Annotated in this window: 18 protein-coding genes; 15 read left to right on the forward strand and 3 right to left on the reverse strand. The window is 72.7% G+C overall.

Translation table 11 applies throughout. The features are described 5' to 3' along the window. Positions 1-9 precede the first annotated feature (9 nt). The 10 genes from CP977_RS24265 (at position 10) to CP977_RS24310 (ending at position 13308) form a co-directional block, all read left to right on the forward strand. Complete coding sequence (locus tag CP977_RS24265; RefSeq protein ID WP_152370799.1) at positions 10-441, forward strand: hypothetical protein; 432 nt, start codon at positions 10-12, stop codon at positions 439-441. A 24-nt stretch (positions 442-465) separates the two neighbouring features. Continuing rightward, positions 466-2733, forward strand: coding sequence for a DUF6571 family protein (locus tag CP977_RS24270; protein ID WP_152370800.1), 2268 nt, complete (start codon positions 466-468; stop codon positions 2731-2733). A gap of 5 nt (positions 2734-2738) precedes the next feature. Beyond that, the gene (locus CP977_RS24275; protein WP_152370801.1) at positions 2739-3299 is read left to right on the forward strand and encodes a hypothetical protein; all 561 of its coding nucleotides are present in this window, start codon (positions 2739-2741) and stop codon (positions 3297-3299) included. Between the two features lie 5 nt (positions 3300-3304). After that, a complete protein-coding gene (locus CP977_RS24280) occupies positions 3305-3520 on the forward strand; it encodes a hypothetical protein (protein WP_152370802.1) in 216 nt (71 codons plus the stop codon). A gap of 633 nt (positions 3521-4153) precedes the next feature. Further along, positions 4154-6244: a phosphocholine-specific phospholipase C gene (locus tag CP977_RS24285; RefSeq protein ID WP_062756849.1), complete on the forward strand. Its 2091-nt coding sequence runs from the start codon at positions 4154-4156 to the stop codon at positions 6242-6244. A 187-nt stretch (positions 6245-6431) separates the two neighbouring features. After that, positions 6432-8669: an MMPL family transporter gene (locus CP977_RS24290; protein WP_062752093.1), complete on the forward strand. Its 2238-nt coding sequence runs from the start codon at positions 6432-6434 to the stop codon at positions 8667-8669. Then, entirely contained in the window at positions 8647-9216 is a 570-nt protein-coding gene (locus CP977_RS24295; protein WP_109185437.1) for a GNAT family N-acetyltransferase, read from the forward strand. The genes CP977_RS24290 and CP977_RS24295 overlap by 23 nt, the downstream gene beginning before the upstream one ends. 55 nt (positions 9217-9271) lie before the next feature. Next, positions 9272-9841, forward strand: coding sequence for a hypothetical protein (locus tag CP977_RS24300; RefSeq protein ID WP_109185438.1), 570 nt, complete (start codon positions 9272-9274; stop codon positions 9839-9841). Between the two features lie 206 nt (positions 9842-10047). Further along, complete coding sequence (locus tag CP977_RS24305) at positions 10048-10239, forward strand: hypothetical protein (protein ID WP_062752090.1); 192 nt, start codon at positions 10048-10050, stop codon at positions 10237-10239. A gap of 42 nt (positions 10240-10281) precedes the next feature. Next, positions 10282-13308 (forward strand): helix-turn-helix transcriptional regulator, encoded by a 3027-nt coding sequence (locus CP977_RS24310; protein ID WP_152371630.1) that lies wholly within the window; start codon positions 10282-10284, stop codon positions 13306-13308. On the opposite strand, the gene CP977_RS34920 is transcribed toward CP977_RS24310, so the two are convergent. From CP977_RS34920 to CP977_RS24325, 3 genes are all read right to left on the reverse strand, one after another. Further along, positions 13192-13665 (reverse strand): DUF6191 domain-containing protein, encoded by a 474-nt coding sequence (locus CP977_RS34920; RefSeq protein ID WP_221331366.1) that lies wholly within the window; start codon positions 13663-13665, stop codon positions 13192-13194. The genes CP977_RS24310 and CP977_RS34920 overlap by 117 nt on opposite strands. Before the next feature lie 24 nt (positions 13666-13689). Continuing rightward, positions 13690-14823, reverse strand: coding sequence for a PQQ-dependent sugar dehydrogenase (locus CP977_RS24320; RefSeq protein WP_183953271.1), 1134 nt, complete (start codon positions 14821-14823; stop codon positions 13690-13692). A 114-nt stretch (positions 14824-14937) separates the two neighbouring features. Continuing rightward, a complete protein-coding gene (locus tag CP977_RS24325; RefSeq protein WP_062752087.1) occupies positions 14938-15939 on the reverse strand; it encodes an aldo/keto reductase in 1002 nt (333 codons plus the stop codon). Between the two features lie 75 nt (positions 15940-16014). Between CP977_RS24325 and CP977_RS24330 the strand changes: the two genes are divergently transcribed. The 5 genes from CP977_RS24330 (at position 16015) to ilvC (ending at position 24107) form a co-directional block, all read left to right on the forward strand. Next, positions 16015-16980 carry a 2-hydroxyacid dehydrogenase gene (locus tag CP977_RS24330; protein ID WP_183953270.1) on the forward strand — a complete coding sequence of 322 codons (966 nt, stop codon included), beginning with the start codon at positions 16015-16017 and terminating at the stop codon, positions 16978-16980. A gap of 522 nt (positions 16981-17502) precedes the next feature. After that, positions 17503-20337, forward strand: a complete 2835-nt coding sequence (locus CP977_RS24335) for a putative bifunctional diguanylate cyclase/phosphodiesterase (protein ID WP_372460598.1) — start codon at positions 17503-17505, stop codon at positions 20335-20337. A gap of 240 nt (positions 20338-20577) precedes the next feature. Continuing rightward, on the forward strand, positions 20578-22425 hold the full coding sequence (locus CP977_RS24340; protein WP_062752085.1) for an acetolactate synthase large subunit: 1848 nt from the start codon (positions 20578-20580) through the stop codon (positions 22423-22425). A 38-nt stretch (positions 22426-22463) separates the two neighbouring features. After that, entirely contained in the window at positions 22464-22991 is a 528-nt protein-coding gene (gene ilvN, locus CP977_RS24345; protein WP_053641800.1) for an acetolactate synthase small subunit, read from the forward strand. Positions 22992-23105: 114 nt separating this feature from the next. Beyond that, positions 23106-24107, forward strand: a complete 1002-nt coding sequence (gene ilvC, locus CP977_RS24350) for a ketol-acid reductoisomerase (protein WP_030222543.1) — start codon at positions 23106-23108, stop codon at positions 24105-24107. Positions 24108-24205 lie beyond the last annotated feature (98 nt).

Genomic DNA, 24205 nt, shown 5'->3' on the forward strand with positions numbered 1-24205 from the left:
GGGGGAGCCATGTCCTGGGGCGAATGGGAAAAGCTCAAGAGCGACGCCGTGGAGCGGCACTCGTCGCAGATGCGGCTGAACGGACTTGACGGAAACGGCGGCACGGGCACGGGTTCCGGCGACCTCGTCGTGAACCGGGACGACCTCGGCGCGATCGGCCACGAGGCGTACCTCCTGTACAGCCGGCTCTCCCGGGACGGCGACCACGCCCGGCCGTCGACCTTCGACGCGTCGCTCGCCCTCACGAACGGCAACTTCACCAGCGGGTCGGAGCTGCTGAAGGTGCACGACCGCTGGAACAGCCAGCTGCGGACGCTCCTGAACGCCTGCGCCCGGATCTCCAACCACCTCGACTACAGCAAGTCCACCCACGCCAAGGACGACGCGGACATCGAGGGCCGGCTGCTCTCCACGTCCAAGATCGACGAGTACTTCAAGTAGAGGATCCGGGGGGAAAGAAGCACCGTGCTGACATTCGAGGACGTCGTCAACGCGCCCGTCGTCAAGCTGAAGCAGGCCGCGGACGACTGGTCGGAGATGGCCGCGAAGCTGAAGAAGCTCGCCACCGAAGCCCGCGACGGCATGAAGGCCAAGACCGACAAGGCACAGTGGCAGGGCGTCAACTCCGACGTCACCCGGCCCTTCATCGCCAAGACGGCCAAGGAGTTCGAGGACGCCGAGGCACAGGCGAAGGGCATCCACCTGCTGCTCGCCGACGCGCACACCTCGTTCACGGCGGCCCGGGACTCGCTCGTCAGGATCAGGGACGAGGAGGGCCCGGCGGCCGGCGTGCACGTCGACGCGAACGGCAGGGTCAGGCCCAAGCACGACCTGACGAAGGACGTGGCGGCGCGCCGCGACCCGGACTACCCGGACTACGCCGCCGACGTGCGGAAGCAGCAGGAGGCCGTGGCCTCCTGGCAGGCGAGGATCGACCGGATCGTCGAGGACTGCGCCGACGCCGACGACTCGCTGAGGCGCGCGCTCGCGGCGAACGTGAAGGACGCCCACGACTTCACCGCGCCCACCTACAAGAGCCTCGACGAGGAGCAGGTCGCCCGGGCCGCGGAGCTGCTGAAGAAGGTCACCGGCGAAGGCGGCACGGCGCGGAACGTCGCCGAGCTGAAGGAGCTCGAAGAACTCCTGGACGACAACAGGAACGATCCCGAGTTCGCGACCGGCTTCTACCGCTGGGTGGGCCCCGCGGCCACGCTCGACGCCTTCGCGGAGATGTCGCTGAACTCCACGTCCCTCGGCCCGGCCGGCCAGGACCGCGTCGACATGGTCCGCAACATCCAGTCCGACATGGGCGCCATGCTCGGCCTCGCCACCCAGCGGTCGACCCCGAACCACCTCGACGCCGTGTGGACCGACGGGCTCCTGAGGGCCGGCCGCAAGCCGCTCGACGTCCAGGGCGTCGGCTTCTCGGAGATCTACGGCTACCAGGCCCTGAGCGGCCTCCTCCGGGAGGGCGCGTACGACAAGGACTTCCTGGTCTCCGTCGGCCGGGACATGGTCGCCATGGACCGGGAGGACCCGGGCCGCTGGTCCCACGCCCTGCCCATGAACATGGACCAGCGCATCAACCTCGACGAGACCGGCGGCAAGGGCTTCAACCCCCTCACCGGTCTCATGGAGGCGATGGCCAACAACCCGGCGGCCTCGACGGCCTTCTTCGACGAGAACCTCCGCTCGGACACGAACAAGGACGGCATCGTCACCCTCGCCGACGAGGAGCTCACGGGCAAGGACGCGAAGAGCGTCGTCGACCACGTGCTCGACAAGAAGCCCACGGACGACTACTACGACACGGTCGTCGGCGGCGAGCCAACCCCCGGTCAGTCGGCCATGGGCAACGCCCTGGAGGCGGCGGTCACCGGCCGCGTCCCGGGCGGCGACGACGCGAAGCCCGTGGAGCACACCAAGGCCATGGCGAGCGTCATGGAGAAGGTGGTCGAGAAGATCGGCACGTCACCGGGGCTCGCCGTCGACGACGGCCCACTCGTCGGCCTCGCTCCGAACCTCGGCAACATGGCGGCGGAGTACATGCCCGATCTCCAGGCCGCCGCGGAGAACGGCGCGGACCAGGCCATGCCCTTCGGTGAGATGGCGAACTTCAAGAAGAACGACATGGCTTTCTTCCTGGGTGCGGTCGGCCAGGACCCCGACGCCTACGGTGCGATCACCAACGCCCAGCAGGCGTACACGACCATGCTGGTGGCCGATGTCTTCCAGCATCCCGAGAGGCACGGCGACCCCAGTGACGCACTGGAGAACGCCGTCCATCCCGGAGGCGAGATCGCGGGCATCATGACGGAGGCGAGGGCCCAGGCCGTCCACGAGGCCAAGGCCCACGAGGCGGAGGAATACAACAAGAGCACGGAAGAGAACGCGAAATGGACCAACCGCATCATCGACATGGTCGGCGGTAAATACATCGATATGGTTCCCGTGGGAGGTGACATCTTCAACTGGATCAAGGAGGACGTCACCGAATCCGCGGTGGAAAGCGCCAAGCAGGACAAGTCCGAAGAGGCGCGCCATGAGACGGCTCGGGACTACACGTTCTCCGAGGAGGCGGCGAAGAACTCGGCCATTTCCGCAGTCAAGGCGGCCGCACGGGGAACCAGCCTCACGCCCGAGCAGATCGAGGAATACCAGGGTGTTGCGTCGGTCAGTGCCGGGACGGCTCATTCCGTCGGGCGTGACCTGATTTCCAGTACGAAGGGGTGAGGGCGATGCGCGCGCTTCGACTCAGGAATGCGGCCCGGGCCGCGGTGCTCGGTGCGGTGGCGCCGGTACTTCTGGCAGGTTGTGCGGAGGGCGAACCGAAGGCGGTTCCGGAACTGCCCGCACGCGTCTGCTGGGGTGCCTTCTCCGGCAGTGAGGTGGCTCCCTTTCTGCCTGCCGGGGAAAAGGTTACCGTCAGTGACGGGGATTTCGAGCTGAATGAAGGCATGGACTCGGAGACCTGCAGCGTCGATGTTGACGGGGTCACCCGGTTCATGGTGAACGCCAGGTTCCGGGAATTCGAGCGCTCGATCGAGTGGTCCTCCTGGGACCAGCTTGATCCCCGCCCTCTCGATGTGGGCAAGAAGGGCATCATCTGGGATGTCGGCGCCGCCACGTACTTCGCCTGCGAGCCGTCCAAGTCCCCGTCCGACCCGGGGAAGTACATAACCCTGTACATCGCAGCCCTGGGGAAGGTCGACTCGGAGGAGACGAAGAACGCGGTGCCGGGGCTCCTGAAGAAGTTCATGGCCTATGCCCAGCGCGAGCTGAAGTGCCCCGAAGGGTGACGCGCGTGTCCTGTACTAGGAGCGAGGCGGCCGCCGGGCCGGACCGGGCGGTGGTGAGCAGGAGGGCGGGGCTGGACGAGGAACTGCTCCTGGTCGACCCCGCGACCGGGGCGTTCACGCCGCTGCTCGCGAACTCGGCGACCGTGACCTGCCACGACGGCAGGAAGGCGACCGTGGTATGCGCGCCCCGGGAGGGCGGTGCCGGATCCGGCCGGAGGTGACGACGGCGTGGCACGGTCGCGTCTACGGGCGCATGCCGGAGGGGTCGGTGGTCCTGGACGCCCGCACCGGTGAGGACGTCTAGGTCGAACCCGGCATCGCGCCGGTACTCGTCAACGAGTACGCGTGGCTGGCGATGCGGGACGGAGGTCTCTCCAAGAACAGCGGGCGGACTCCTGCAGTGCCCCGGCGTATGTCCCTGCACCACGCGGTCGGCTGAGGGGGCCCTTCGTGCTCGGCCGGCGGGGCCCGTGAGCGGTTACAAAGCCCATGGACGGCCGGCAGGATCCGCGGTCGCGGTCGACGGTGCGGTGCCGCAGCCCGTGGTCACCGGTGACTGCCGGTCGTGGTGGTCGGCCGCCTCTCCCCGGGACCGACCGCCTTTCACCAGGGCCCGTACGGGACCGGCCCGTGAGCGTCCCGGTACCCAGGGCGCCCCCGTACCCCCGGCCCACACGCCCACCAACCAACGCGCCGCAGGACCGCCCCCGACTTGGACTCCCGTGGCCGGGTGTTGGACGTTCACCACCCGGTCCGCCCCGGGACTTCCGCCCGTCACCCCGTCTCACTACCGTCCCCGACGAACCATCCAATGGCTCGAAGGAGAACCATTGGCCGTCGACTGGAGGTCGGTCTTGTCGTCCGAGATGTCCCGCAGAAGGCTCCTCGCCCTGGGCGGAGGCGCCCTCGGCGCCGCCGCGGCCGGATCGCTGCTGCCGCCGTCGCTGCAGGCCGCGATGGCCGCGGAGCCCCATTCCGGAGGTCTTTCGGCGGTCCGGCACGTGGTGATCCTGATGCAGGAGAACCGTTCCTTCGACCACTACTTCGGCACCCTCCGCGGCGTCCGCGGATTCGGCGACCGCAATGCCGTCGAGCTGCCCTCCGGCCGCCCCGTCTTCGAACAGCCCGCCGGCGCCGACCGGACCGTCCTCCCCTTCCCGATCCGGGACGCCGCCGAGGCGCAGCGGAAGGACCTCCAGTACATCGGCGACCTCGACCACTCCTGGGGCGGCGGCGCCAAGGCCTGGCGCGGCGGCTGGATGGACGGCTGGGTCTCCGCGAAGACCGCCGCCACCATGGCGTACTACGACCGGCGCGACATCCCCCTGCACTACGAGCTGGCCGACACCTTCACCGTCTGCGACGCCTACCACTCGTCGATCCACACCTCGACGAGCCCCAACCGCAACCACCTCTGGTCCGGCTGGACCGGCCACGAGGCCGACGGCGGCCGGGCCGTCACCAACGCCGCGTACGCCGAGGCCACCCACCCCGGCTACGGCTGGTCCACCTACGCCGAGCGGCTCGAAGCCGCCGGGCGGAGCTGGAAGACGTACACCGAGTGGGAGAACTTCACCGACAACAACATCGAGTTCTTCACCACCTTCAAGAAGATCGCCCGCAAGGCGCTCGCCCGCACCGGCGGCCACACCTTCATGGAGTCCTTCTACGCCGCCGTGCGCGGCACGAAGGACCCCGCCGAGCGGACCCGGCTCCTCGGCCTCCTCGAAGAGGGCGTCGCGGACCTCACGACGGCCGAGCGCTCCCTCTTCGAGCGCGGGCTGCGCCGCGTCGAGAGCGGCACCCTCGCCGACGCCTTCCGCGCCGACGTCGCCGCCGGGACCCTCCCCGAGGTCTCGTACCTCGTGCCCTCCGCGATCGACTCCGAGCACCCCGGCTCCTCCTCCCCGATCGCCTCCGCCACCCTCGTCTACAAGGTGCTCGACGCCCTCGGCTCCCACCCGGACGTCTGGCGCCACACCGTCGTCCTGATCAACTACGACGAGAACGACGGCTTCTTCGACCACGTCCCGCCGCCCGTCCCGCCCGCCGGGAACACGGACGAGCGCTGGCAGGGGCAGCCCACCGGCCTCGGCATCCGCGTCCCGCTGCTCGTCGTCTCCCCCTGGTCGGTCGGCGGCTACGTCTGCTCCGAGACCTTCGACCACACCTCCGTGATCCGCTTCCTGGAGAAGCTCACCGGCGTCCGCGAGCCCAACATCACCCCCTGGCGCCGCACCGTCACCGGCGACCTCACCTCCGCCTTCGACTTCCACCGGGGCCGCCGGCAGCCCGAGGTCGAGCGGCCGGGGCCGGTCCCGCCGTTCACCGGCCGCTGGCGCCCCCAGCCCCCGGCCGTGCAGCGGATGCCCGTCCAGGAGCCCGGCGTCCGCCCCGCCCGCCCCCTGCCGTACCAGCCGGACGCCGCCGCCACCGTCCGCGCCGGTGCCGTCACGGTCGCGCTGAGCAACCGGGGGAAGGCGAGCGCGCACTTCGCCCTCTACCCGTACGCGGGCGAGTTCGACGTCCCGCAGCACCGGGACGTCAGGGGTACGGGGGAGTGGACCGTCCCCGTCCCGGGCGACCGCTACCGCTTCACGATCACCGGCCCCAACGGCTTCCGGCGCGAGTTCGAGGGCCCCGCGACGGGCGGCGCCGAGCTGGCCACCCGGATCGACCACCACGACCGCGACCTGCACCTCACCGTACGGAACACCGGCCGCGCCCCCGTCTCCTTCACCGTCCGGCCGCTGGGCTACGTGGACGAGGACGACCTCGGGGACTGGACCCGCACCGTCACCGTGAAGCCGGGGAGGACCCGTACCGTCGTCCACTCCGCCGCCGACGCGCACGGCTGGTACGACGTCGAGGTGACCGCCCCCGGAGGCTTCCGCCGCCGGCTCATGGGACACATCGAGAACGGGCGCGCCAGCGTCTCCGGCTGAGCGCGGAGGGTGAGCCGGGGCGCGGGGGCCGACCCCCTCGCGCCCCGGCGAACCACACCCATGTGACCATCGACACGAAACGGGCAAACGATCACGTTTGGCTGCGAGAGTGGGCGCACGTAGGTCATGCGTTCTTTATCGGGCCGTTCCCGGGAAAGATCCACGAACCACCCAGGGAGCACGTCCTTTGGCAGCCATCGCCCGGTGGTGCATCAGGCACCGCCTCGTCGCCGTCCTCCTCTGGCTCCTCGCCCTCGGCGGGGTCGGCACCGGGGCGGTCCTCGCGGGGAACGCGTACTCCAACGACTACGAGGTCCCCGGCACCGAGTCCGGCCGCGCCACCGCCCTCCTCGAACGGGGCTTCCACGGCCTCGGCGGCGACGGCGACACCATCGTCTGGCACACCGAGCGGGGCAGCGTCCGCGCCGACGCCGTCCAGGAGCGCATGAGCGGCGTCCTCCGCGAGGTCGCCGAACTGCCCGGCGTCGCCGCCGTGACCTCCCCCTACGGGGACACGGCGGGCCGGATCAGCGAGGACGGACGCACCGCCTACGCCACCGTCACCTTCGCCGAACAGGCCGACGACGTCCCCGAGGGGCAGGCGAAGGCCGTCGTCGACACCGCCAGGGCCGCCGCGACCGACGACCTCCGGGTCGAGCTGGGCGGCACCGTCGTCGCCCTCACCGAGGCCCCCGGCGGGCACGTCGCCGAGGCCGTCGGCGTGGCCGTCGCCGCCGTCGTCCTCTTCCTCGCCTTCGGCTCCCTCGCCGCCTCCGCGCTCCCCATCGCCACCGCCCTCGTCAGCGTCGGCATCGCCTACTCCGGGATCGTGCTCCTCGGGCACGTGATGACGGTCGCGGACTTCGCCCCCATGCTCGGCATGCTCGTGGGCCTCGGCGTCGGCATCGACTACGCGCTCTTCATCGTGACCCGGCACCGCAGGGGCCTCAAACGCGGCCTGTCCGTCGCCGAGGCCGCCGAGACGGCCGTCGCCACCACCGGCCGCGCCGTCGTCTTCGCCGGGGCCACCGTCTGCATCGCCCTGCTCGGCATGCTGATCCTGCGGCTGAGCTTCCTCAACGGCGTCGCCGTCGCCGCCTCCCTCACCGTCGTCCTCACGGTCGCCGCCTCCGTCACCCTCCTGCCCGCGCTGCTCTCCCTGATCGGCATGCGCGCCCTGTCCCGGCGCGAGCGCCGCACCCTCGCCGAGCACGGGCCGCAGCCCGAGCTGCCCACCGGCTTCGCCGCCCGCTGGTCCGCCTTCGTCGAGCGCCACCCCAAGCTCCTCGGGGCCGTCGCCGCCGTCGTCATGACGGTCCTCGCGCTGCCCACCCTCTCGCTCCACCTCGGCACCTCCGACCAGGGCAACGGCCCGGCCGCCGCGACCACGCGCAAGGCCTACGACCTGCTCGCCGACGGCTTCGGGCCCGGCGTCAACGGCCCCCTCACCCTCGTCGCCGGACTCGACGGCGCCGACGACCGGGTCGCCCTCGACCAGCTCCCGGCCGCGCTCTCCGCGACCAAGGGCGTCGCCGCCGTCTCCCCGGTCACGTACAACGGCTCCGGCGACACCGCCGTCCTCACCGTCGTCCCCGACTCCTCGCCGCAGTCGAAGGCCACCAGCGAACTGGTCGACCGCCTGCGCCAGGACGTGCTGCCGAGGGCCGAGGCGGGCACCTCCCTCGACGTGAACGTGGGCGGCGTCACCGCCTCGTACGACGACTTCGCCGAGATCATCGTCGGCAAGCTGCCGCTCTTCGTCGGCGTCGTCATCGCCCTCGGCTGCCTGCTGCTCCTGGTCGCCTTCCGCTCGATCGGCATCCCGCTCAAGGCCGCCGCCATGAACGTCATGGCCGTCGCCGGCGCCTTCGGCGTCGTCGTGGCGGTCTTCCAGTGGGGCTGGGGCAGCGAACTCCTCGGCCTCGGCAGCGCCGGGCCGATCGAACCCTTCCTCCCCGTGATCATGGTCTCCGTCCTCTTCGGACTCTCCATGGACTACCAGGTCTTCCTGGTCAGCCGGATGTACGAGGAGTGGCTGGAGACCGGCGACAACCGGCGGGCGGTCCGGGTCGGCCTCGCCGAGACCAGCCGCGTGATCAACTCGGCCGCCGTCATCATGATCTCCGTCTTCCTGGCGTTCGTGCTCTCCGGCGACCGGGTCGTCGCGATGTTCGGCATCGCGCTCGCGGCCGCCGTCGCCCTCGACGCCTTCGTCCTGCGCACCCTCCTGGTCCCCGCGCTCATGCACCTGCTCGGCGGCGCGAACTGGTGGCTGCCGAAGCGGCTCGACCGCCTGCTGCCCCGCATCAGCATCGAACCCCCGGAGTGCCGGGCCACCGCCGACGCGCGTGCGAAGATCCCCGCACAGCGCGTGACGGTCCCGACCACGGAGGAGAACGAGGATGTTCGCGATATCGCTGGGTGACGACGGCGCCGAGCTGCGACCCCTGGAGCCCTGGCGGGCCGAGGAGTTCCTGGCCCACATGGACCGGGGGCGGGAGTACGTCGGACGGCACATCGGCCTCCCGGACGTCGTCGAGGACCTGGACTCCGCCCGCTCCTTCCTCCGCGCGTACGCGGAGAAGGCCGCGCACGACACGGGCCGGATCTTCGGCATCTGGACCGGGGGCACCCTCGTCGGCGGCGTCATGTTCCGGACCATGGACGTGGACCACGGCACCGCCGAGGCGGGCTGCTGGCTGGAGCCGTCCGCCGCGGGGAAGGGCCTGGTCACCCGGGCCTGCCGGGTCATCATCGACTGGGCGGTCGAGGAGCGCGGCATCCACCGCGTCGAGTGGTACGCCTCCACGAAGAACGGGGCCAGCGTCGCCGTCGCCCGCCGCCTCGGGATGACGAGGGAGGGCGTCCTGCGCGAGAACTACCCCCACCGGGGCGTGCGCACGGACACGGAACTCTGGTCGGTCCTGGCCCCGGAGTGGCGCGCGGCGAAGAAGGAGCGGACGGGGGAGTAGCCCGGGGCCGGGCGCGTTAAGGCCGCTCTCATACGGGCCCCCTAGCGTGCGCGGCATGGACATCAAGACGACCGGGAAGACCGGGCCCGCCGAGCGGGACGAGAAGGACGGCGGGGCGGCGGGGACCGCGACCACCGGGGACCTCGACGGGGCTCCTGACGGGGACCTCGCCGACGACCCCGACACGGATCCCGCCGACGACCCCGAAGACGATCTCGAAGACGAGGCGGCGGCCCCCGCCGGCAAGGAGACCGGCGTCGGCGCCGGTGCCGCCGCCGTCGTCTCCGCCGCCCTCGCCGCCGTCGCGCTCACCGGCACCTGGACCGGCAAGGTCGTCTCCGAGCGCGAGACGCTCGTCGGGCAGATCAAGACCTCCGGCTCCGGCACCCCCGCCCAGCAGATCAGCGAGATCTACGGCGACGCCTGGCACAGCACCGCCCTGGTGAACGGCGCCTTCGCCCTGGTCGCCCTGATCGTCGCCGTCGCCGTGCTCGTCCTCCCCCGGCACCCCTCCTGGGTCCGCGCGGTCGCCACCGCCGGCGCCGTCCTGGCCGGCCTCGGCCTGCTCCTGTCGATCGGCACCTACTTCGACCTGTTCCTGTCCCTCCCGACCGCCGGTTCCTGACCCCGCCCGAGGAAGTCGAGCCCGCCTGAGTTCCCTCCGGGCCCGTCCAAGGGCCCCGGGCCGGCCTAAGGCCTCCCGAGGAGCGCCTAAGGACCCCCGCGCCCCGAACATGCGGCACTCGCCCGATGTGGCCGCACCCCCTGGGAGACGACCGTGGAGGCGTCGCGAGAAGCGACGCCGACACCGGATCACCCAGGGAGTACGCGATGTTCGAGTACGAGATCGACCGCATGAACCACGCCCAGCTCGTCCGCGAGGCCGCCGCCCGGCGCCTGTCCCGCGAGGCCGCCGCGTCCGCCGACCGGGAGGCGCGCCGCTCCGGCCGCCGGGACGGCCTCCGGGACGCGGAGGGGCCGGTGGACGACGGCGGTCCGGGCCGCTTCGCCCGGGCCGCGTGACCCCGTCCGATGCCCGTCCCCCGTACCGCGGACGCCTGTGCGATGCTCGGCCCCGTGGAGAACAGGTCCGTCAGCCCCGTCTTCGTCGGTCGGGCCGGTGAGCTCGCCGCCCTCACCGAGGCGCTCTCCCGCGCGGCCGCGGGAGAGCCCCAGGCCCTGCTCATCGGCGGTGAGGCGGGCGTCGGGAAGACCCGGCTCATCGAGGAGTTCACCGGCACGGCCCGCGACCGGGGCGCCGTCGTCGCCGTCGGCGGCTGCGTCGAACTCGGCGCCGACGGACTGCCCTTCGCCCCCTTCTCCGCCGCGCTGCGCACGCTCCGCCGCCTGCTCCCCGACGAGCTGACCGCCGCCGCCGACGGCCACCACGGCGAACTCGCCCGGCTGCTGCCCGAACTGGGCGCCCCCGGCGGCCACGACCCGGCCGACGAGGACTCCACCGCCCGCCTCTTCGAGCTGACCGTACGGCTCCTGGAGCGGCTGGCCGCCGACCGCACGGTCGTGCTCGTCCTGGAGGACCTGCACTGGGCCGACACCTCCACCCGCCACCTGCTCACCTACCTGCTGCGCACCCTCCGGCGCGGCCGGCTCGTGGTCGTCGCCAGCTACCGCGCCGACGACATCCACCGCCGCCACCCGCTGCGCCCCCTCCTCGCCGAACTCGACCGGCTCCGCACCCTCCGCCGCATCGAACTGCCCCGCTTCACCCGCACCGAGGTGCACCGCCAGCTCACCGGCATCCTCGCCGCCGAACCCGACCCCGGCCTCGTCGCGGAGGTCTTCGAACGCTCCGACGGCAACGCCTTCTTCGTCGAGGAGCTGGTCGTCTGCCACGAGTCCGGCTGCGCCCCCGGGCGGCTCGGCGACTCCCTGCGCGACCTCCTCCTCGTCCGGGTCGAGGCCCTTCCCGAGAACGCCCAACGAGTCGTCGGGATCGTCGCCGAGGGCGGCTCCACCGTCGAGTACGGACTCCTCGCCGCCGTCGCCCGGCTCGCCGAGGACGACCTCATCGAGGCGCTGCGGGCCGCCGTCGGCGCCAACATCCTGCTCGCCGCCCCCGACGACGACGGCTACCGCTTCCGGCACTCCCTGGTCCGCGAGGCCGTCAGCGACGACCTGCTGCCCGGCGAGCGCTCCCGCCTCAACCGCCGCTACGCCGAGGCCCTGGAGGCCGACCCGACCCTCGTACGGGCCGACGAGCGCGCCACCCGGCTCGCCACGTACTGGTACCACGCCCACGACCCGGCCAAGGCCCTGCCCGCCGTCCTGCGCGCCTCCGTCGCCACCCGCGAGCGCCACGCCTACGCCGAACAGCTCCGGCTCCTCGAACGGGCCATGGAACTCTGGGACGAGGCCCCCGCCGAGGTCAGGGTCTCGCTGCGGCCCATCGACTACGCCGAGTCCTATCCGCCCTGCGGCTGCGACCCCGACACCCCCCTGCGCCACCTCGACCTGCTCGCCGAGGCCGCCGTCGCCGCCCGGCTCAGCGGCGCGCGCGAACGCGCCCTCAAGATCGGCAAGAGGGCGCTGCGGATCCTCGCCGCCGAGGAGGAGCACGACCCCCTGCGCGCCGCCTGGTTCTGGACCGAGAAGGCCCGCCTCCAGTCCAACCTCGGCCGGGGCGACGGACGCGAGGAGATCGCCCGCGCCCAGGAGCTCGTCAAGGGCCTGCCGCCCTCCGCCGTGCACGCCGTCGTCCTCGTCGGCGCCGCCGGCTGGGGCATGCTCCGCGACCCCGGCCCCGACGCCCTCACCGCCGCCGAACGCGCCGTCGAGTACGCCCGCCTCGTCAAGGCCGAGTCGATCGAGCTCAACGCCCGCCTCACCCTCGGCACCATCATGGTCGCGGCCGGCGACGTGGACGCCGGCCTCGCCGAGATGCACGCGGTACGCGAACGGACCCGCGCGCTCGGCCAGTTCACCGAGACGGCGCGCGCCCACATCAACATCTCCTCCGCCCTGGAGTTCCTCGGCCGCTCCACCGAGGCCGTCGAGGTCGCCGAGGCCGGCATCCGCCTCGCCCGCAGGTACGGACTGGTCGACAGCGTCGGCTGGGCCGAGGCCAACCGCGCCGAGTCCCTCTTCTCCCTGGGCCGCTGGGACGAGGTGCGGGAGGCCGCCGAACGGCTGCTGCGCTCGGCGACCAGCACCAAGCCCCGGGGCTCCGCCTCCCTCCGCCTCGCCCAGCTCGCCGCCGCCCGGGGCGAACCGGAGGCCGCCGCCCGCCACCTCGCCGACGCCCGCGCCGTCTACGGCACCCGCGACCCGATCCCGCAGTACACCCTGCCCATGGCCCAGGTCGCGGTCGCCGTGGCCGCCGCCGAGGGCCGCATCGGCGACGTACGGACCGAACTCGCCGCCGCCGAACGGGGCGGCTTCCCGCCCGGCACCCACCGCTACGGCTGGCCGCTCGTCCTCACCGCCGTCACCGCCGAGGCCGACAGCCGGGGGCTGCCCGCCGCCGACGAGGGGCGCGCCGAGGCCCTCGCCCTGGTCCGCCGCTGCCTGCGCTCCCTGGCCGCCCCGGTCCCCGTCTGGGCCGCGCATTCCCTGTACGTCTCCGGGGAGCTGGCCCGCGCCGAGGGCCGCGAGAGCACCGACCGCTGGGCCGAGGTCGTCGCCGCCCACGAGCCGCTGGACCGCCCGGCACAGTTGGCCCGCGCCCGCCATCGCCTCGCCGACGCCCTGCTCACCGAGGGCGGCCGGCGCGAGGAGGCCGCGGCCCTGCTGCGCGAGGCCCGCGCCACCGCCGACCTGCTCGGCGCCCGCCCGCTCCGCGAGGACGTGGACCTGCTCGCCGCCCGCGCCCGGCTCTCCCTCGCCCCCGAGGAGACGCACCCGGCACCGGCCGGGCCCGGGGACGACGCCTTCGGCCTGACCCCGCGCGAGCAGGACGTGCTCCGCCTGGTCGCGGCCGGCCACACCAACCGGCGGATCGCCGAGGAGCTGTTCATCTCACCCAAGACGGCCAGCGTCCACGTCTCCCACATCCTCGCCAAGCTCGGAGTCGCCGGCCGCGGCGAGGCCGCCGCCCTCGCCCACCGCCTGCGCCTCGTCGACGCGCCCCGCTGATCCTCCGGACCCTCTGGTCCCACCGGCCTCGTTGGACCCACCGGCCCCACCAGCCCCACCGGCCCTGCCTGACCCGTCCGGCCCGCCCGCCCCGGGCTGCCCGTCCGACCGGCCTGCCCCGGGCTGCCCGTCCGCCCCGGACAACCCGCCTGACCCGGGCGACCTGTCCGACCCGTCCGACCCATCAGCCCTGTCGCCGGTTCCCTCCGCCCGGGGGACCCGTATCGTCACCCGCCCCGACCGCAGGTCTATCGGCCCGCGCCCAGGGTCCGCGTCCCCCTGGTCCTCCCGGGTCAGGGCGAGCCTCTGCCGCTCCTCCTCGGTGTGCCTGCGCCCCGGCGCGAAGAGCTCCGCCATCGGATCGAACACGGTCCCGCCTCCTCACTCCACCCGGAGGCGGAGGATCCTGTCGTCGCCGGGCCCGGGCGTCCCCCGGGTGTCGGTCTCGCTGGTCACCAGCCAGAGCCGGTCGCCGCCCGTCGCGAGCACGGTCCGCAGCCGCCCGTGGTCGCCCTCGAGGAACGCCTCGGGCTCCCCGGAACGTTCCGCGCCGGAGAGCGGGACCCGCCACAACCGCTCGCCCCGGAGCCCGGCCATCCAGATCGCGCCCCGCGCGTACGCGATGCCGCTGGGGGAGGCCTCGGAGGTCGGCCACTGGGCCACCGGGTCCACGAAGCCCTTCTTCCCCGCCCGCCCCTCGGCCTCCGGCCAGCCGTAGTTCCGCCCGGCCTCGACCAGGTTCAGCTCGTCCCAGGTGTTCTGCCCGAACTCGGCCGCCCACAGGCGCCCGTCCGCGTCCCAGGCGAGCCCCTGCACGTTCCGGTGGCCGTACGAGTACACCACCGAGTCCGGGAAGGGGTTGCCCGGCGCCGGACGGCCCTCCGGGGTCATGCGCAGGACCTTCCCGCCCAGCGACTCCCGGTCCTGCGCCAGACCGGTCTCGCCGGTCTCGCCCGTGCCCGCGTACAGCATGCCGTCGGGACCGAACGCGATCCGGCCGCCGTTGTGCGTGAACCCCTTGGGGATGCCGGTCAGGACCGGCTCCGGCGGGCCGAGCCGGTCGCCGGCCCCGCCCCCGTACCGCATGCGCACGATCCGGTTGTCCGAGGAGGCCGTCAGGTACGCGTACACCCAGCCGTCCCGGACCGCGAGGCCGAGCAGTCCGCCCTCGCCGGCCGGCACGACCCCCGGCACCTCGCCGAGCGGCGTCTTCGCCCCGGTCCGCCCGTCGACCCGGGTGACCGTCCGCTCGTCCCGCGAGGAGACGAGCAGGTCGCCGCCGGGCAGCTCCGCGAGCCCCCAGGGCGACGCCAGGCCCTCGGTCAGCGTCCCCGCCACCGCCACCCCGGTGGCGGCCGGAGGAGCGGCGGTCCCGGAGGCCGACGCCGACGGGGGCGTACGGGAGCGCTCCTCCGTGCTCCCCGAGGAGGCGTCCCCCGACCCCGAGGAGCAGCCGGCCGCCAGGACCAGCGCGACGGCGCCCCCCAGGGCCTTCACGACGACAGGACGTTTCATGGCGCGCTCCCCTTCGGAGGATCCGGCGGGCTCGACGGGTCGAACGGCGTTCCTACCCCTGAGAACACCTCCCGGCCCGGAGGGGTTCCCGGCGGGCGCGCCGAGAGGCCCGGCTCAGTCCCAGGACTCCCGGGGCGCCGGGAGCGTCGCGATCTCCGTCAGGTCCTCCGGGGTCAGCCGCAGCGAGGCCGCCGCCGCGTTCTCCACCGCCCACTGCTCCCGCTTCGTCCCCGGCACCGGCACCACGTGCCGCCCCCGGCCGAGCACCCACGCCAGGGCCACCTGCGCCGGGGTGACGTCCGCCCCGTGCCGCGCGGCCACCCGTCGCAGGCCCGCCACGAGCGGCTGGTTCGCGGCCATCATCTCCGCCGTGAACCGGGGGTGCCGCGCCCGCGGGTCGTCCGGCTCGAAACCGCCGCCCGGCGTCAGCGTCCCGGTCAGGAAGCCGCTGCCCAGCGGCATCGCCGCCAGGAAGCCCACGCCCCGGGCCGTGCACCAGGGCAGCAGCCGCGCCAGCGCCTCCTGCGACCACACCGACAGTTCGGCCTCCACCGCCGCCACCGGGAACACCTGCTGGATCCGCTCCAGCTGCCGGATCGTTCCCTCGTAGCCGTCGCGGCCCGCGCTCCGCCGCCCCGACCGGGCGCCGACGGCGCAGAGCCCGAGCGCCCGCACCTTGCCCGCCGACACCAGCTCGGCCATCGCGCCCCAGGTCTCCTCCACCGGCACCTCGGGATCGGCCCGGTGCAGCTGGTACAGGTCGATGACGTCGGTCTGGAGCCGCCGCAGCGAGGCGTCGCAGGCCCGACGCACGTACCCCGGGCGTCCGTTGGCGACCACGTGCTGGTCGCCGACGAGCAGCCCGCACTTCGTCGAGACGAACGCCTCGGCCCGACGCTCCTTCAACACCCGCCCCACCAGCAGCTCGTTGGTGAACGGGCCGTACATGTCGGCGGTGTCGAGCAGGCTCACCCCGGCGTCGAGGGCCGCGTGCACGGCCCGCAGCGAGCGGTCCCCGCGCTGTTGCGAACGGCTGTACGCCCAGCTCATCGGCATGCACCCCAGGCCGATCGCACCCACGTCGAGCGCCGTCGCCCCGATAGTCCTGCGCTCCACCTGCCGGTACCCCTCCCTGTGCCGCCCCCCAAAGTAACCAATGGGGCACGGGATTCTTCGCATAGCCTCCCGGACATGAGATGCGAAGACACGACCGCTGACGTGTGGCTTCCGATTCCGGCGGACGAGATCGAAGATCTTCCCGAGCCGGGCGGGTCGGGCCTGAACTACCGTTTCTGGGACGGCGGACCGGAGTTCCCGGCCGACCCCGCGCGCTGCGCCTTCTACGTCGTCCCGTACATGAAGGGCTCGGAGATCGCCGTCCGGCCGCTCGCCGGGATGACCTCGGTACGGGTCGTGCAGACCCTCTCCGCGGGCATCGACCACGTCACCCCCGGCATCGGCTCGCTGCCGCCGGGCGTCGCCCTGTGCAACGCCAAGGGCGTGCACGAGGCCAGCACCGCCGAGCTCACGCTCGCCCTGATCCTGGCCTCGCTGCGCGGCATCCCCGGCTTCGTGCGCGGCCAGGACGCCGAGGAGTGGCGGGCCGGCTTCTACCCGGCGCTCGCCGACAAGTCCGTCCTGATCGTCGGGTACGGCTCGATCGGCGCCGCCATCGAGGACCGGCTCGCGCCCTTCGAGTGCGCGCGGGTGGCGCGCGTCGCACGCTCCGCGCGCACCACAGGGCGCGGTCCGGTCCACGCCCTGTCCGACCTGCCGGCCCTCCTGCCGGAGGCGGACGTCGTCGTCCTCTCCACCCCGCTCACGCCCGCGACCAGGCATCTCGCCGACGCCGGGTTCCTCGCGCGGATGAAGGACGGGGCGCTCCTGGTGAACGTCGCCCGGGGCCCCGTCGTGGACACGAACGCGCTGCTCAAGGAGGTCGAGAGCGGCAGGATCACGGCGGCGCTCGACGTCACGGACCCGGAACCGCTGCCGGCCGGGCACCCTTTGTGGCACGCTCCCGGTGTCCTGATCAGCCCCCACGTGGGCGGCTCCACCTCCGCCTTCATGCCGAGGGCGAAGCGGCTGATCGCGGCACAGGTGCGGCGGTTCGCGGCGGGCGAGGACCTGGTCAACATCCTCCTCACCACCGACTGAGCCGCGACCGGAAGCCGCCGGGCGGCTCCGCCGGACGCCCTCCGGCGGCGCGCGCCCGGCGCACACCGGACCCGAACTCCCCGCCGGTCACGGAGAGTACTGCAACCCTGTCCCTGAGTGACCAACCTGGTGTATCGTCCCGGAGCGGGGGACTGCGTCGAGTACGGGCTGACGCCGGGGAGCGAAGTGACGGGACATCAGATTCCGAGGGGGGCGACGGGTGGAGCACGGCCTGAGGACCGACGATCCGACGCGACGGCACCACCGTCCGCCGGCCTTCCGCGCCTCGCCGCCGGCCTCGTGTGCTCGGTGCCGGACCAGGCCGCGCCGCACCGGTCGCCCGGCCCCGCGGGGCCGCCGGACACCGGCCGGCGCACGGCGACCGGGGGCGTCGCGCCCCCGGGCCGCGGCACCGCCCCCGGCCCCCACGACTGCGGCGGGCACGCCCCCGGGGGTGCCGACGAGCCGCCCGCCCGGCCGCACGACGCGGCCGCGTGCGGGAGCCCGGCGCCGGAGGGCCCGGTGAGCGCGCCCGGCACCGTCCTCGCGCGCCGCCCCGCCGGCGAGGGGGACCCCGGGCCCCCGGCCCCCGGACGCCCCGGCGCCGGGGCGATCCTCGCCCAGATCGGCCTGGCGCTCCTCTGCGCGGGCTACACGACCGGCGCCTCCCTCGGCTGGGGCTCGCCGGAAGCGGCGCTCTTCATGGGCGACTTCGGACTGAGCGCCGCCGCCCTCACCGCCGCCGTCTCCTGCTACCTCTACGCCCGGCGCCACCGCGACAGCGCCCGCCCCGCCTGGCTGCTCTTCGCCTTCTCCTCGTTCATGGCCGCCGCCGGGAACGCCGTGTGGGGCTGGTACGAGGTCGTCCTGCGCACCGAGGTGCCGGACTTCTCCGTCGCCAACCTCTTCTTCCTGCTCTTCGCGCCGCCCGCCATCGTCGGCCTCCTCGTCCTGGCCAAGAGACCCGCCAACCGGGCCGGCTGGGTCTGCCTGGCGCTCGACACCTGGCTCATCGGCGGCTCCCTGCTCACCCTCTCCTGGAGCCTGGCGCTCGCCCGCACCGCCCACGTCGAGGGCGAGTCCGTCGCCCGCGCCGCGCTCTCCCTCGCGTACCCCCTGCTCGACATCGTCCTCGTCAGCATGGTGCTCGTCCTGCACTTCCGGCGCTCGCACGCCAACCGCTCCGCGACCAACACCGCGATCGCCGCCCTCGCCCTCACCGTCCTGTGCGACGCCCTGTTCACCTCGCCACTGCTCCGCGAGAACTACGCCTCCGGGCAGCTCCTCGACGCCGGCTGGTTCGCCGGCTCCCTGCTGCTCGCCTACGCGCCCTGGGGGGTGCGCCGACTCCCGGCCGCCGCGGCCGCCGCGCGCGACCCCGGGCTCGACAGCCGCCCGGTCGCCGGCTCGCTGGCCGCCCTCACCCCGTACCTCGCCGCCGCCGTCTGCACCCTCGGCATCCTGTACAACGTGGTCGAGGGGCGCCGGGTGGACCGCGTCGTCGTCCTCACCGGTTGCGCGGTGGTCCTCGCCCTCGTCGTACGGCAGGGCATCATGCTCCTCGACAACATCGCCCTCACCCACGAACTGGCCCACAAGGAGAACCACTTCCGGTCGCTCGTGCAGGGTTCCAGCGACGTCATCATGATCGCCGCGCCCAACGGCAGGCTGCACTACGTCAGCCCGGCCGCCTCCGGGGTGTACGGGCGGGACGCCGACGAGCTCATCGGCACCGAACTCGCCGCCCTCATCCACCCCGAGGACCTCGGCGCCGTCGTCCACGAGGTGCGGCGGTTCCTGGCCGCCTCGCCCGCCGAGGAGCCCACCACCCGGATCGAGTGCCGCTTCCGCTCGGGCCGCGGCAACTGGCTCAACGTCGAGTCGACCGTCAACCGGCACCAGGGCGGCCTGATCTTCAACAGCCGGGACGTCACCGAACGGGTCCGCCTCCAGGCCCAGCTCCAGCACAACGCCGAGCACGACCCGCTCACCGACCTGCCCAACCGCGCGCTCTTCACCCGGCGGGTCCGGCAGGCCCTCGGCGGCCGCCGCGCCTCCGACTCCGGCACCGCCGTGCTCTTCATCGACCTCGACGGCTTCAAGGGGGTCAACGACCGCCTCGGCCACCAGGCCGGCGACGACCTCCTCGTCCAGGCCGCCCGCCGCCTCCACGACTCCGTACGGGCCGGGGACACGGCCGCCCGGCTCGGCGGCGACGAGTTCGCCGCCCTCATCCTCGGCGACGGCGGCCGCGACCGCGCGGCCCGCCGCGACCAGGTCCAGGAGATCGCCGACCGGCTCCGGCTCACGCTCTCCCGGCCCTACCGCCTGGACGGCGGCCAGGAGGTGCGGGTCGCCGCCTCCATCGGCGTCGCCTTCGCCGAGCCCGGCGTCGACGCCGGGGACCTGCTGCGCAACGCCGACCTGGCCATGTACCGCGCCAAGGCCGCCGGCAAGGACCGCGTCGAGCTCTACGCCCCCCAGATGCAGGCCGAGGTCGTCCGGCGCACGGAGCTGGCCGCCCGGCTGCGCACCGCCCTCCACGACGGCGAGTTCGCCCTGCTCCACCAGCCGGTCGTGGACCTCGCCACCGGCCGGATCGCCGCCGTCAGCGCCCAGGCCCGCTGGCGCTCCACCCAGGGCATCCTCTTCACCCCCGCCGAGTACCTCCGCGTCACCGACGACGGCGAGCGCACCGCCGAGCTCGGCCGCTGGCTCCTGGAGGAGGCCGTGGAGCAGGCCGCCGAACGGGCGGGAATCGGCCATCGCACCCCCGTCTCCATCCGCGTCTCCGCCCGGCGCCTCCTGGACCGCTCGCTGCCGCTCGGCTCCGTCGAGTCCCTGCTCACCCGGCACGGCCTGCCGTCCGGGTCGCTGATCGTGGAGCTGGCCGACAGCGACCCCCGCATCCCGCTGGACGAGCTGGAGCAGCGCCTGGCCGTCCTGCGCAGGCTCGGGGTGCGGATCGCGCTCGACGGCTTCGGCGGCGGGCACGTGGCGGTCGACGCCCTGCGGCGGCTCCCCGTGGACGTACTGAAGCTGGACCGGGGCCTGGTCGAGGGCGTGGTCGAGTCCCCCCGGCTCCGGAAGATCACCCGGGGCGTGCTCCACATCGCCGGAGAGCTCGGCATGCGGACGGTCGCCGACGGCGTGGACGTGCCGGAGCAGGTCGTCGCCCTGCGCGCCATGGGCTGCACCCACGCCCAGGGCATGGCCTTCTCGGGCCCGCTGGACGAGTACCGGCTGCGCAGGGCCCTGGTCAGGGACGAGTACCCGCTGCCCGGAGCGGTCCCCGTGCCTGTCGGAAACCGGACCCCGATCCGCTCGAATAGTGAGACGCCCGTCCCACCCACTTGACAGTGGAGCGGGCTGAGGGGGAGGGTCAGTGCCATGCGCACCCGAATTCTCGTACTTGGACAGCGCGTCGGCTGAAGCAGGGCCACCGTAGGCCCGGCTTAGAACGCACCCGACGCGCTCCCCTCGCTTGCCTCACGGCACGAGGGGTTTTTTGTTGCACCGGATCTCCTTGAAATCGCCGCAAACCCCCGTAAGACACCTCGCAAAAACCCTCGCAAAGACCCTCTGCTTCGAGAAGAGATGCTGATGACCGAGCAGGCCACCGGGCACCATCCGCAGCCGCGGCCCCGTAACGGCGCGACGACCTCCCCCGTCGAGCACGTCACGGGCGCGCAGTCCCTCATCCGTTCTCTCGAAGAGGTGGGCGCGGACACCATCTTCGGTCTCCCCGGCGGCTGCATCCTCCCGGCCTACGACCCGCTGATGGACTCGCAGAAGGTGCGCCACATCCTGGTCCGTCACGAGCAGGGCGCGGGCCACGCCGCCACCGGCTACGCCCAGGCGACCGGCAAGGTCGGCGTCTGCATGGTCACCAGCGGCCCCGGCGCGACCAACCTGGTCACCCCCATCGCCGACGCGCACATGGACTCCGTCCCGCTCGTCGCGATCACCGGCCAGGTCTCCTCCAAGGCCATCGGCACGGACGCCTTCCAGGAGGCGGACATCTGCGGCATCACGATGCCGATCACCAAGCACAACTTCCTGGTCACCAAGGCCGAGGACATCCCGCGGACGATCGCCGAGGCCTTCCACATCGCCTCCACCGGCCGCCCCGGCCCGGTCCTGGTCGACATCGCCAAGGACGCCCTCCAGGCCAAGACCACCTTCAGCTGGCCGCCGCAGACCGACCTGCCCGGCTACCGCCCGGTCACCAAGCCGCACGCCAAGCAGATCCGCGAGGCCGCCAAGCTGATCAGCGCCGCCAAGCGGCCCGTCCTGTACGTCGGCGGCGGCGTCATCAAGTCCGGCGCCACCGCCGAGCTGAAGATCCTCGCCGAGCTCACCGGCGCCCCGGTCACCACCACCCTGATGGCCCTGGGCGCCTTCCCCGACAGCCACCCGCTGCACGTGGGAATGCCGGGCATGCACGGTGCGGTCACCGCCGTCACCGCGCTGCAGAAGGCCGACCTGATCGTCGCCCTCGGCGCCCGCTTCGACGACCGCGTCACCGGCAAGCTCGACAGCTTCGCCCCGTACGCCAAGGTCGTCCACGCGGACATCGACCCGGCCGAGATCGGCAAGAACCGCGCCGCCGACGTCCCGATCGTCGGTGACGCCCGCGAGGTCATCGCCGACCTGGTCCAGGCCGTCCAGGCCGAGCACAGCGAGGGGAACAAGGGCGACTACACCGCCTGGTGGAGCGACCTGAACCGCTGGCGCGAGACCTACCCGCTCGGCTACGACCTGCCGGAGGACGGCAGCCTCTCGCCGCAGCAGGTCATCCAGCGCATCGGCCGGCTCGCCCCCGAGGGCACGATCTTCACCGCGGGCGTCGGCCAGCACCAGATGTGGGCCGCCCACTTCATCGACTACGAGCAGCCGGCCACCTGGCTGAACTCCGGCGGCGCCGGGACCATGGGCTACGCGGTCCCCGCCGCGATGGGTGCCAAGGCCGGCCTGCCCGACCGCCCCGTCTGGGCGATCGACGGCGACGGCTGCTTCCAGATGACCAACCAGGAACTCACCACCTGCGCCCTGAACAACATCCCGATCAAGGTCGCCATCATCAACAACGGCGCCCTCGGGATGGTCCGCCAGTGGCAGACCCTCTTCTACAACCAGCGCTACTCCAACACCGTCCTGCACTCCGGCCCGGACGACGTCCAGGCGAACAAGGGCACCCGCGTCCCCGACTTCGTCAAGCTCTCCGAGGCCATGGGCTGCGTCGCCCTGCGCTGCGAGGACCCGGCCGACCTGGACAAGGTCATCGCCGAGGCCAACGCCATCAACGACCGCCCGGTCGTCGTCGACTTCATCGTCCACGAGGACGCCCAGGTCTGGCCGATGGTCGCCGCCGGCACCTCCAACGACGAGGTCATGGCCGCCCGGGGCGTCCGCCCCGACTTCGGCGACGGCGAAGACGACTGAAGCACGAAGAGCGACAGCGAAAAGGAAGAGACCCCGACATGTCCACCAAGCACACGCTCTCCGTCCTGGTCGAGAACACGCCCGGCATCCTCGCCCGGATCGCCGCCCTGTTCTCCCGGCGCGGCTTCAACATCGACTCGCTCGCCGTCGGCGTCACCGAGCACCCCGACATCTCCCGCATCACCATCGTGGTCAACGTCGAGGGCCTCCCCCTGGAGCAGGTGACCAAGCAGCTCAACAAGCTGGTCAACGTCCTGAAGATCGTCGAGCTCGAGCCCAGCGCCGCGATCCAGCGCGAGCTCGTCCTGGTGAAGGTCCGCGCCGACAACGAGACCCGCTCCCAGATCGTCGAGATCGTCCAGCTGTTCCGCGCCAAGACCGTGGACGTCTCGCCCGAGGCCGTCACCATCGAGGCCACCGGTTCGAGTGACAAGCTGGACGCCATGCTCAAGATGCTGGAGCAGTTCGGCGTCAAGGAGCTCGTCCAGTCCGGCACGATCGCCATAGGGCGTGGCTCCCGGTCCATCACGGACCGGTCCCTGCGGTCCCTCGACCGCTCCGCCTGAGCACCGACCGTTCCGCCCGACCCCCGCCCGGTCCGTCTGACGAGACCGCACGACCTTCCTTCCCCCGCCCGCCGTACGGTGGGACGCAACACCAGCACACCAAGGAGAATCCCAGTGGCCGAGCTGTTCTACGACGCCGACGCCGACCTGTCCATCATCCAGGGCCGCAAGGTCGCGGTGATCGGTTACGGCAGCCAGGGGCACGCCCACGCGCTGTCGCTCCGTGACTCGGGTGTCGACGTCCGCGTCGGTCTGCACGAGGGCTCCAAGTCCAAGGCCAAGGCCGAGGAGCAGGGCCTGCGCGTGGTCACGCCCGCCGAGGCCGCCGCCGAGGCCGACGTCATCATGATCCTCATCCCGGACCCGATCCAGGCCCAGGTCTACGAGGAGTCCATCGCCCCGAACCTGAACGACGGCGACGCCCTCTTCTTCGCGCACGGCTTCAACGTCCGCTTCGGCTTCATCAAGCCCCCGGCCGGCGTCGACGTCGCCCTGGTCGCCCCGAAGGGCCCGGGCCACCTGGTCCGCCGCCAGTACGAGGAGGGCCGCGGCGTCCCCGCGATCGCCGCCGTCGAGCAGGACGCGACCGGCAACGCCTTCGCCCTGGCGCTCTCGTACGCCAAGGCCATCGGCGGCACCCGCGCCGGGGTCATCAAGACCACCTTCACCGAGGAGACCGAGACCGACCTCTTCGGCGAGCAGGCCGTCCTCTGCGGCGGTGCCTCGGCGCTGGTCAAGGCCGGTTTCGAGACCCTGGTCGAGGCCGGCTACCAGCCGGAGATCGCCTACTTCGAGTGCCTGCACGAGCTGAAGCTCATCGTCGACCTCATGTACGAGGGCGGCCTGGAGAAGATGCGCTGGTCGGTCTCCGAGACCGCCGAGTGGGGCGACTACGTCACCGGCCCCCGCATCATCACCGACGCCACCAAGGCCGAGATGAAGAAGGTCCTCACCGACATCCAGGACGGCACCTTCGCCAAGAACTGGATGGACGAGTACCACGGCGGCCTGAAGAAGTACAACGAGTACAAGACCCAGGACGAGCAGCACCTCCTGGAGACCACCGGCAAGGAGCTGCGCAAGCTCATGAGCTGGGTGAACGACGAGGAGGCGTAAGCCCTCCGGGGCGGGGCCGGACACGCTGTCCGGCCCCGTTCCACACCGTTGGACACGCCGTCCAACCACGGAAGGGTGATCCTTCCAACGAGGCGCAT

The sequence above is a fragment of the Streptomyces cinereoruber genome, from assembly GCF_009299385.1.
In the GTDB taxonomy this organism is placed as follows: domain Bacteria; phylum Actinomycetota; class Actinomycetes; order Streptomycetales; family Streptomycetaceae; genus Streptomyces; species Streptomyces bikiniensis.

Excerpts from the sequence above, each read along its gene's own strand:
- CP977_RS24265 (WP_152370799.1), top strand. The coding sequence starts at position 10 with ATGTCCTGGGGCGAATGGGAAAAGCTCAAGAGCGACGCCGTGGAGCGG.
- CP977_RS24275 (WP_152370801.1), top strand. The coding sequence starts at position 2,739 with ATGCGCGCGCTTCGACTCAGGAATGCGGCCCGGGCCGCGGTGCTCGGT.
- CP977_RS24295 (WP_109185437.1), top strand. The coding sequence starts at position 8,647 with ATGTTCGCGATATCGCTGGGTGACGACGGCGCCGAGCTGCGACCCCTG.
- CP977_RS24300 (WP_109185438.1), top strand. The coding sequence starts at position 9,272 with ATGGACATCAAGACGACCGGGAAGACCGGGCCCGCCGAGCGGGACGAG.
- CP977_RS24305 (WP_062752090.1), top strand. The coding sequence starts at position 10,048 with ATGTTCGAGTACGAGATCGACCGCATGAACCACGCCCAGCTCGTCCGC.
- CP977_RS24310 (WP_152371630.1), top strand. The coding sequence starts at position 10,282 with ATGCTCGGCCCCGTGGAGAACAGGTCCGTCAGCCCCGTCTTCGTCGGT.
- CP977_RS34920 (WP_221331366.1), bottom strand. The coding sequence starts at position 13,665 with ATGGCGGAGCTCTTCGCGCCGGGGCGCAGGCACACCGAGGAGGAGCGG.
- CP977_RS24320 (WP_183953271.1), bottom strand. The coding sequence starts at position 14,823 with ATGAAACGTCCTGTCGTCGTGAAGGCCCTGGGGGGCGCCGTCGCGCTG.
- CP977_RS24330 (WP_183953270.1), top strand. The coding sequence starts at position 16,015 with ATGAGATGCGAAGACACGACCGCTGACGTGTGGCTTCCGATTCCGGCG.
- CP977_RS24340 (WP_062752085.1), top strand. The coding sequence starts at position 20,578 with ATGCTGATGACCGAGCAGGCCACCGGGCACCATCCGCAGCCGCGGCCC.
- ilvN (WP_053641800.1), top strand. The coding sequence starts at position 22,464 with ATGTCCACCAAGCACACGCTCTCCGTCCTGGTCGAGAACACGCCCGGC.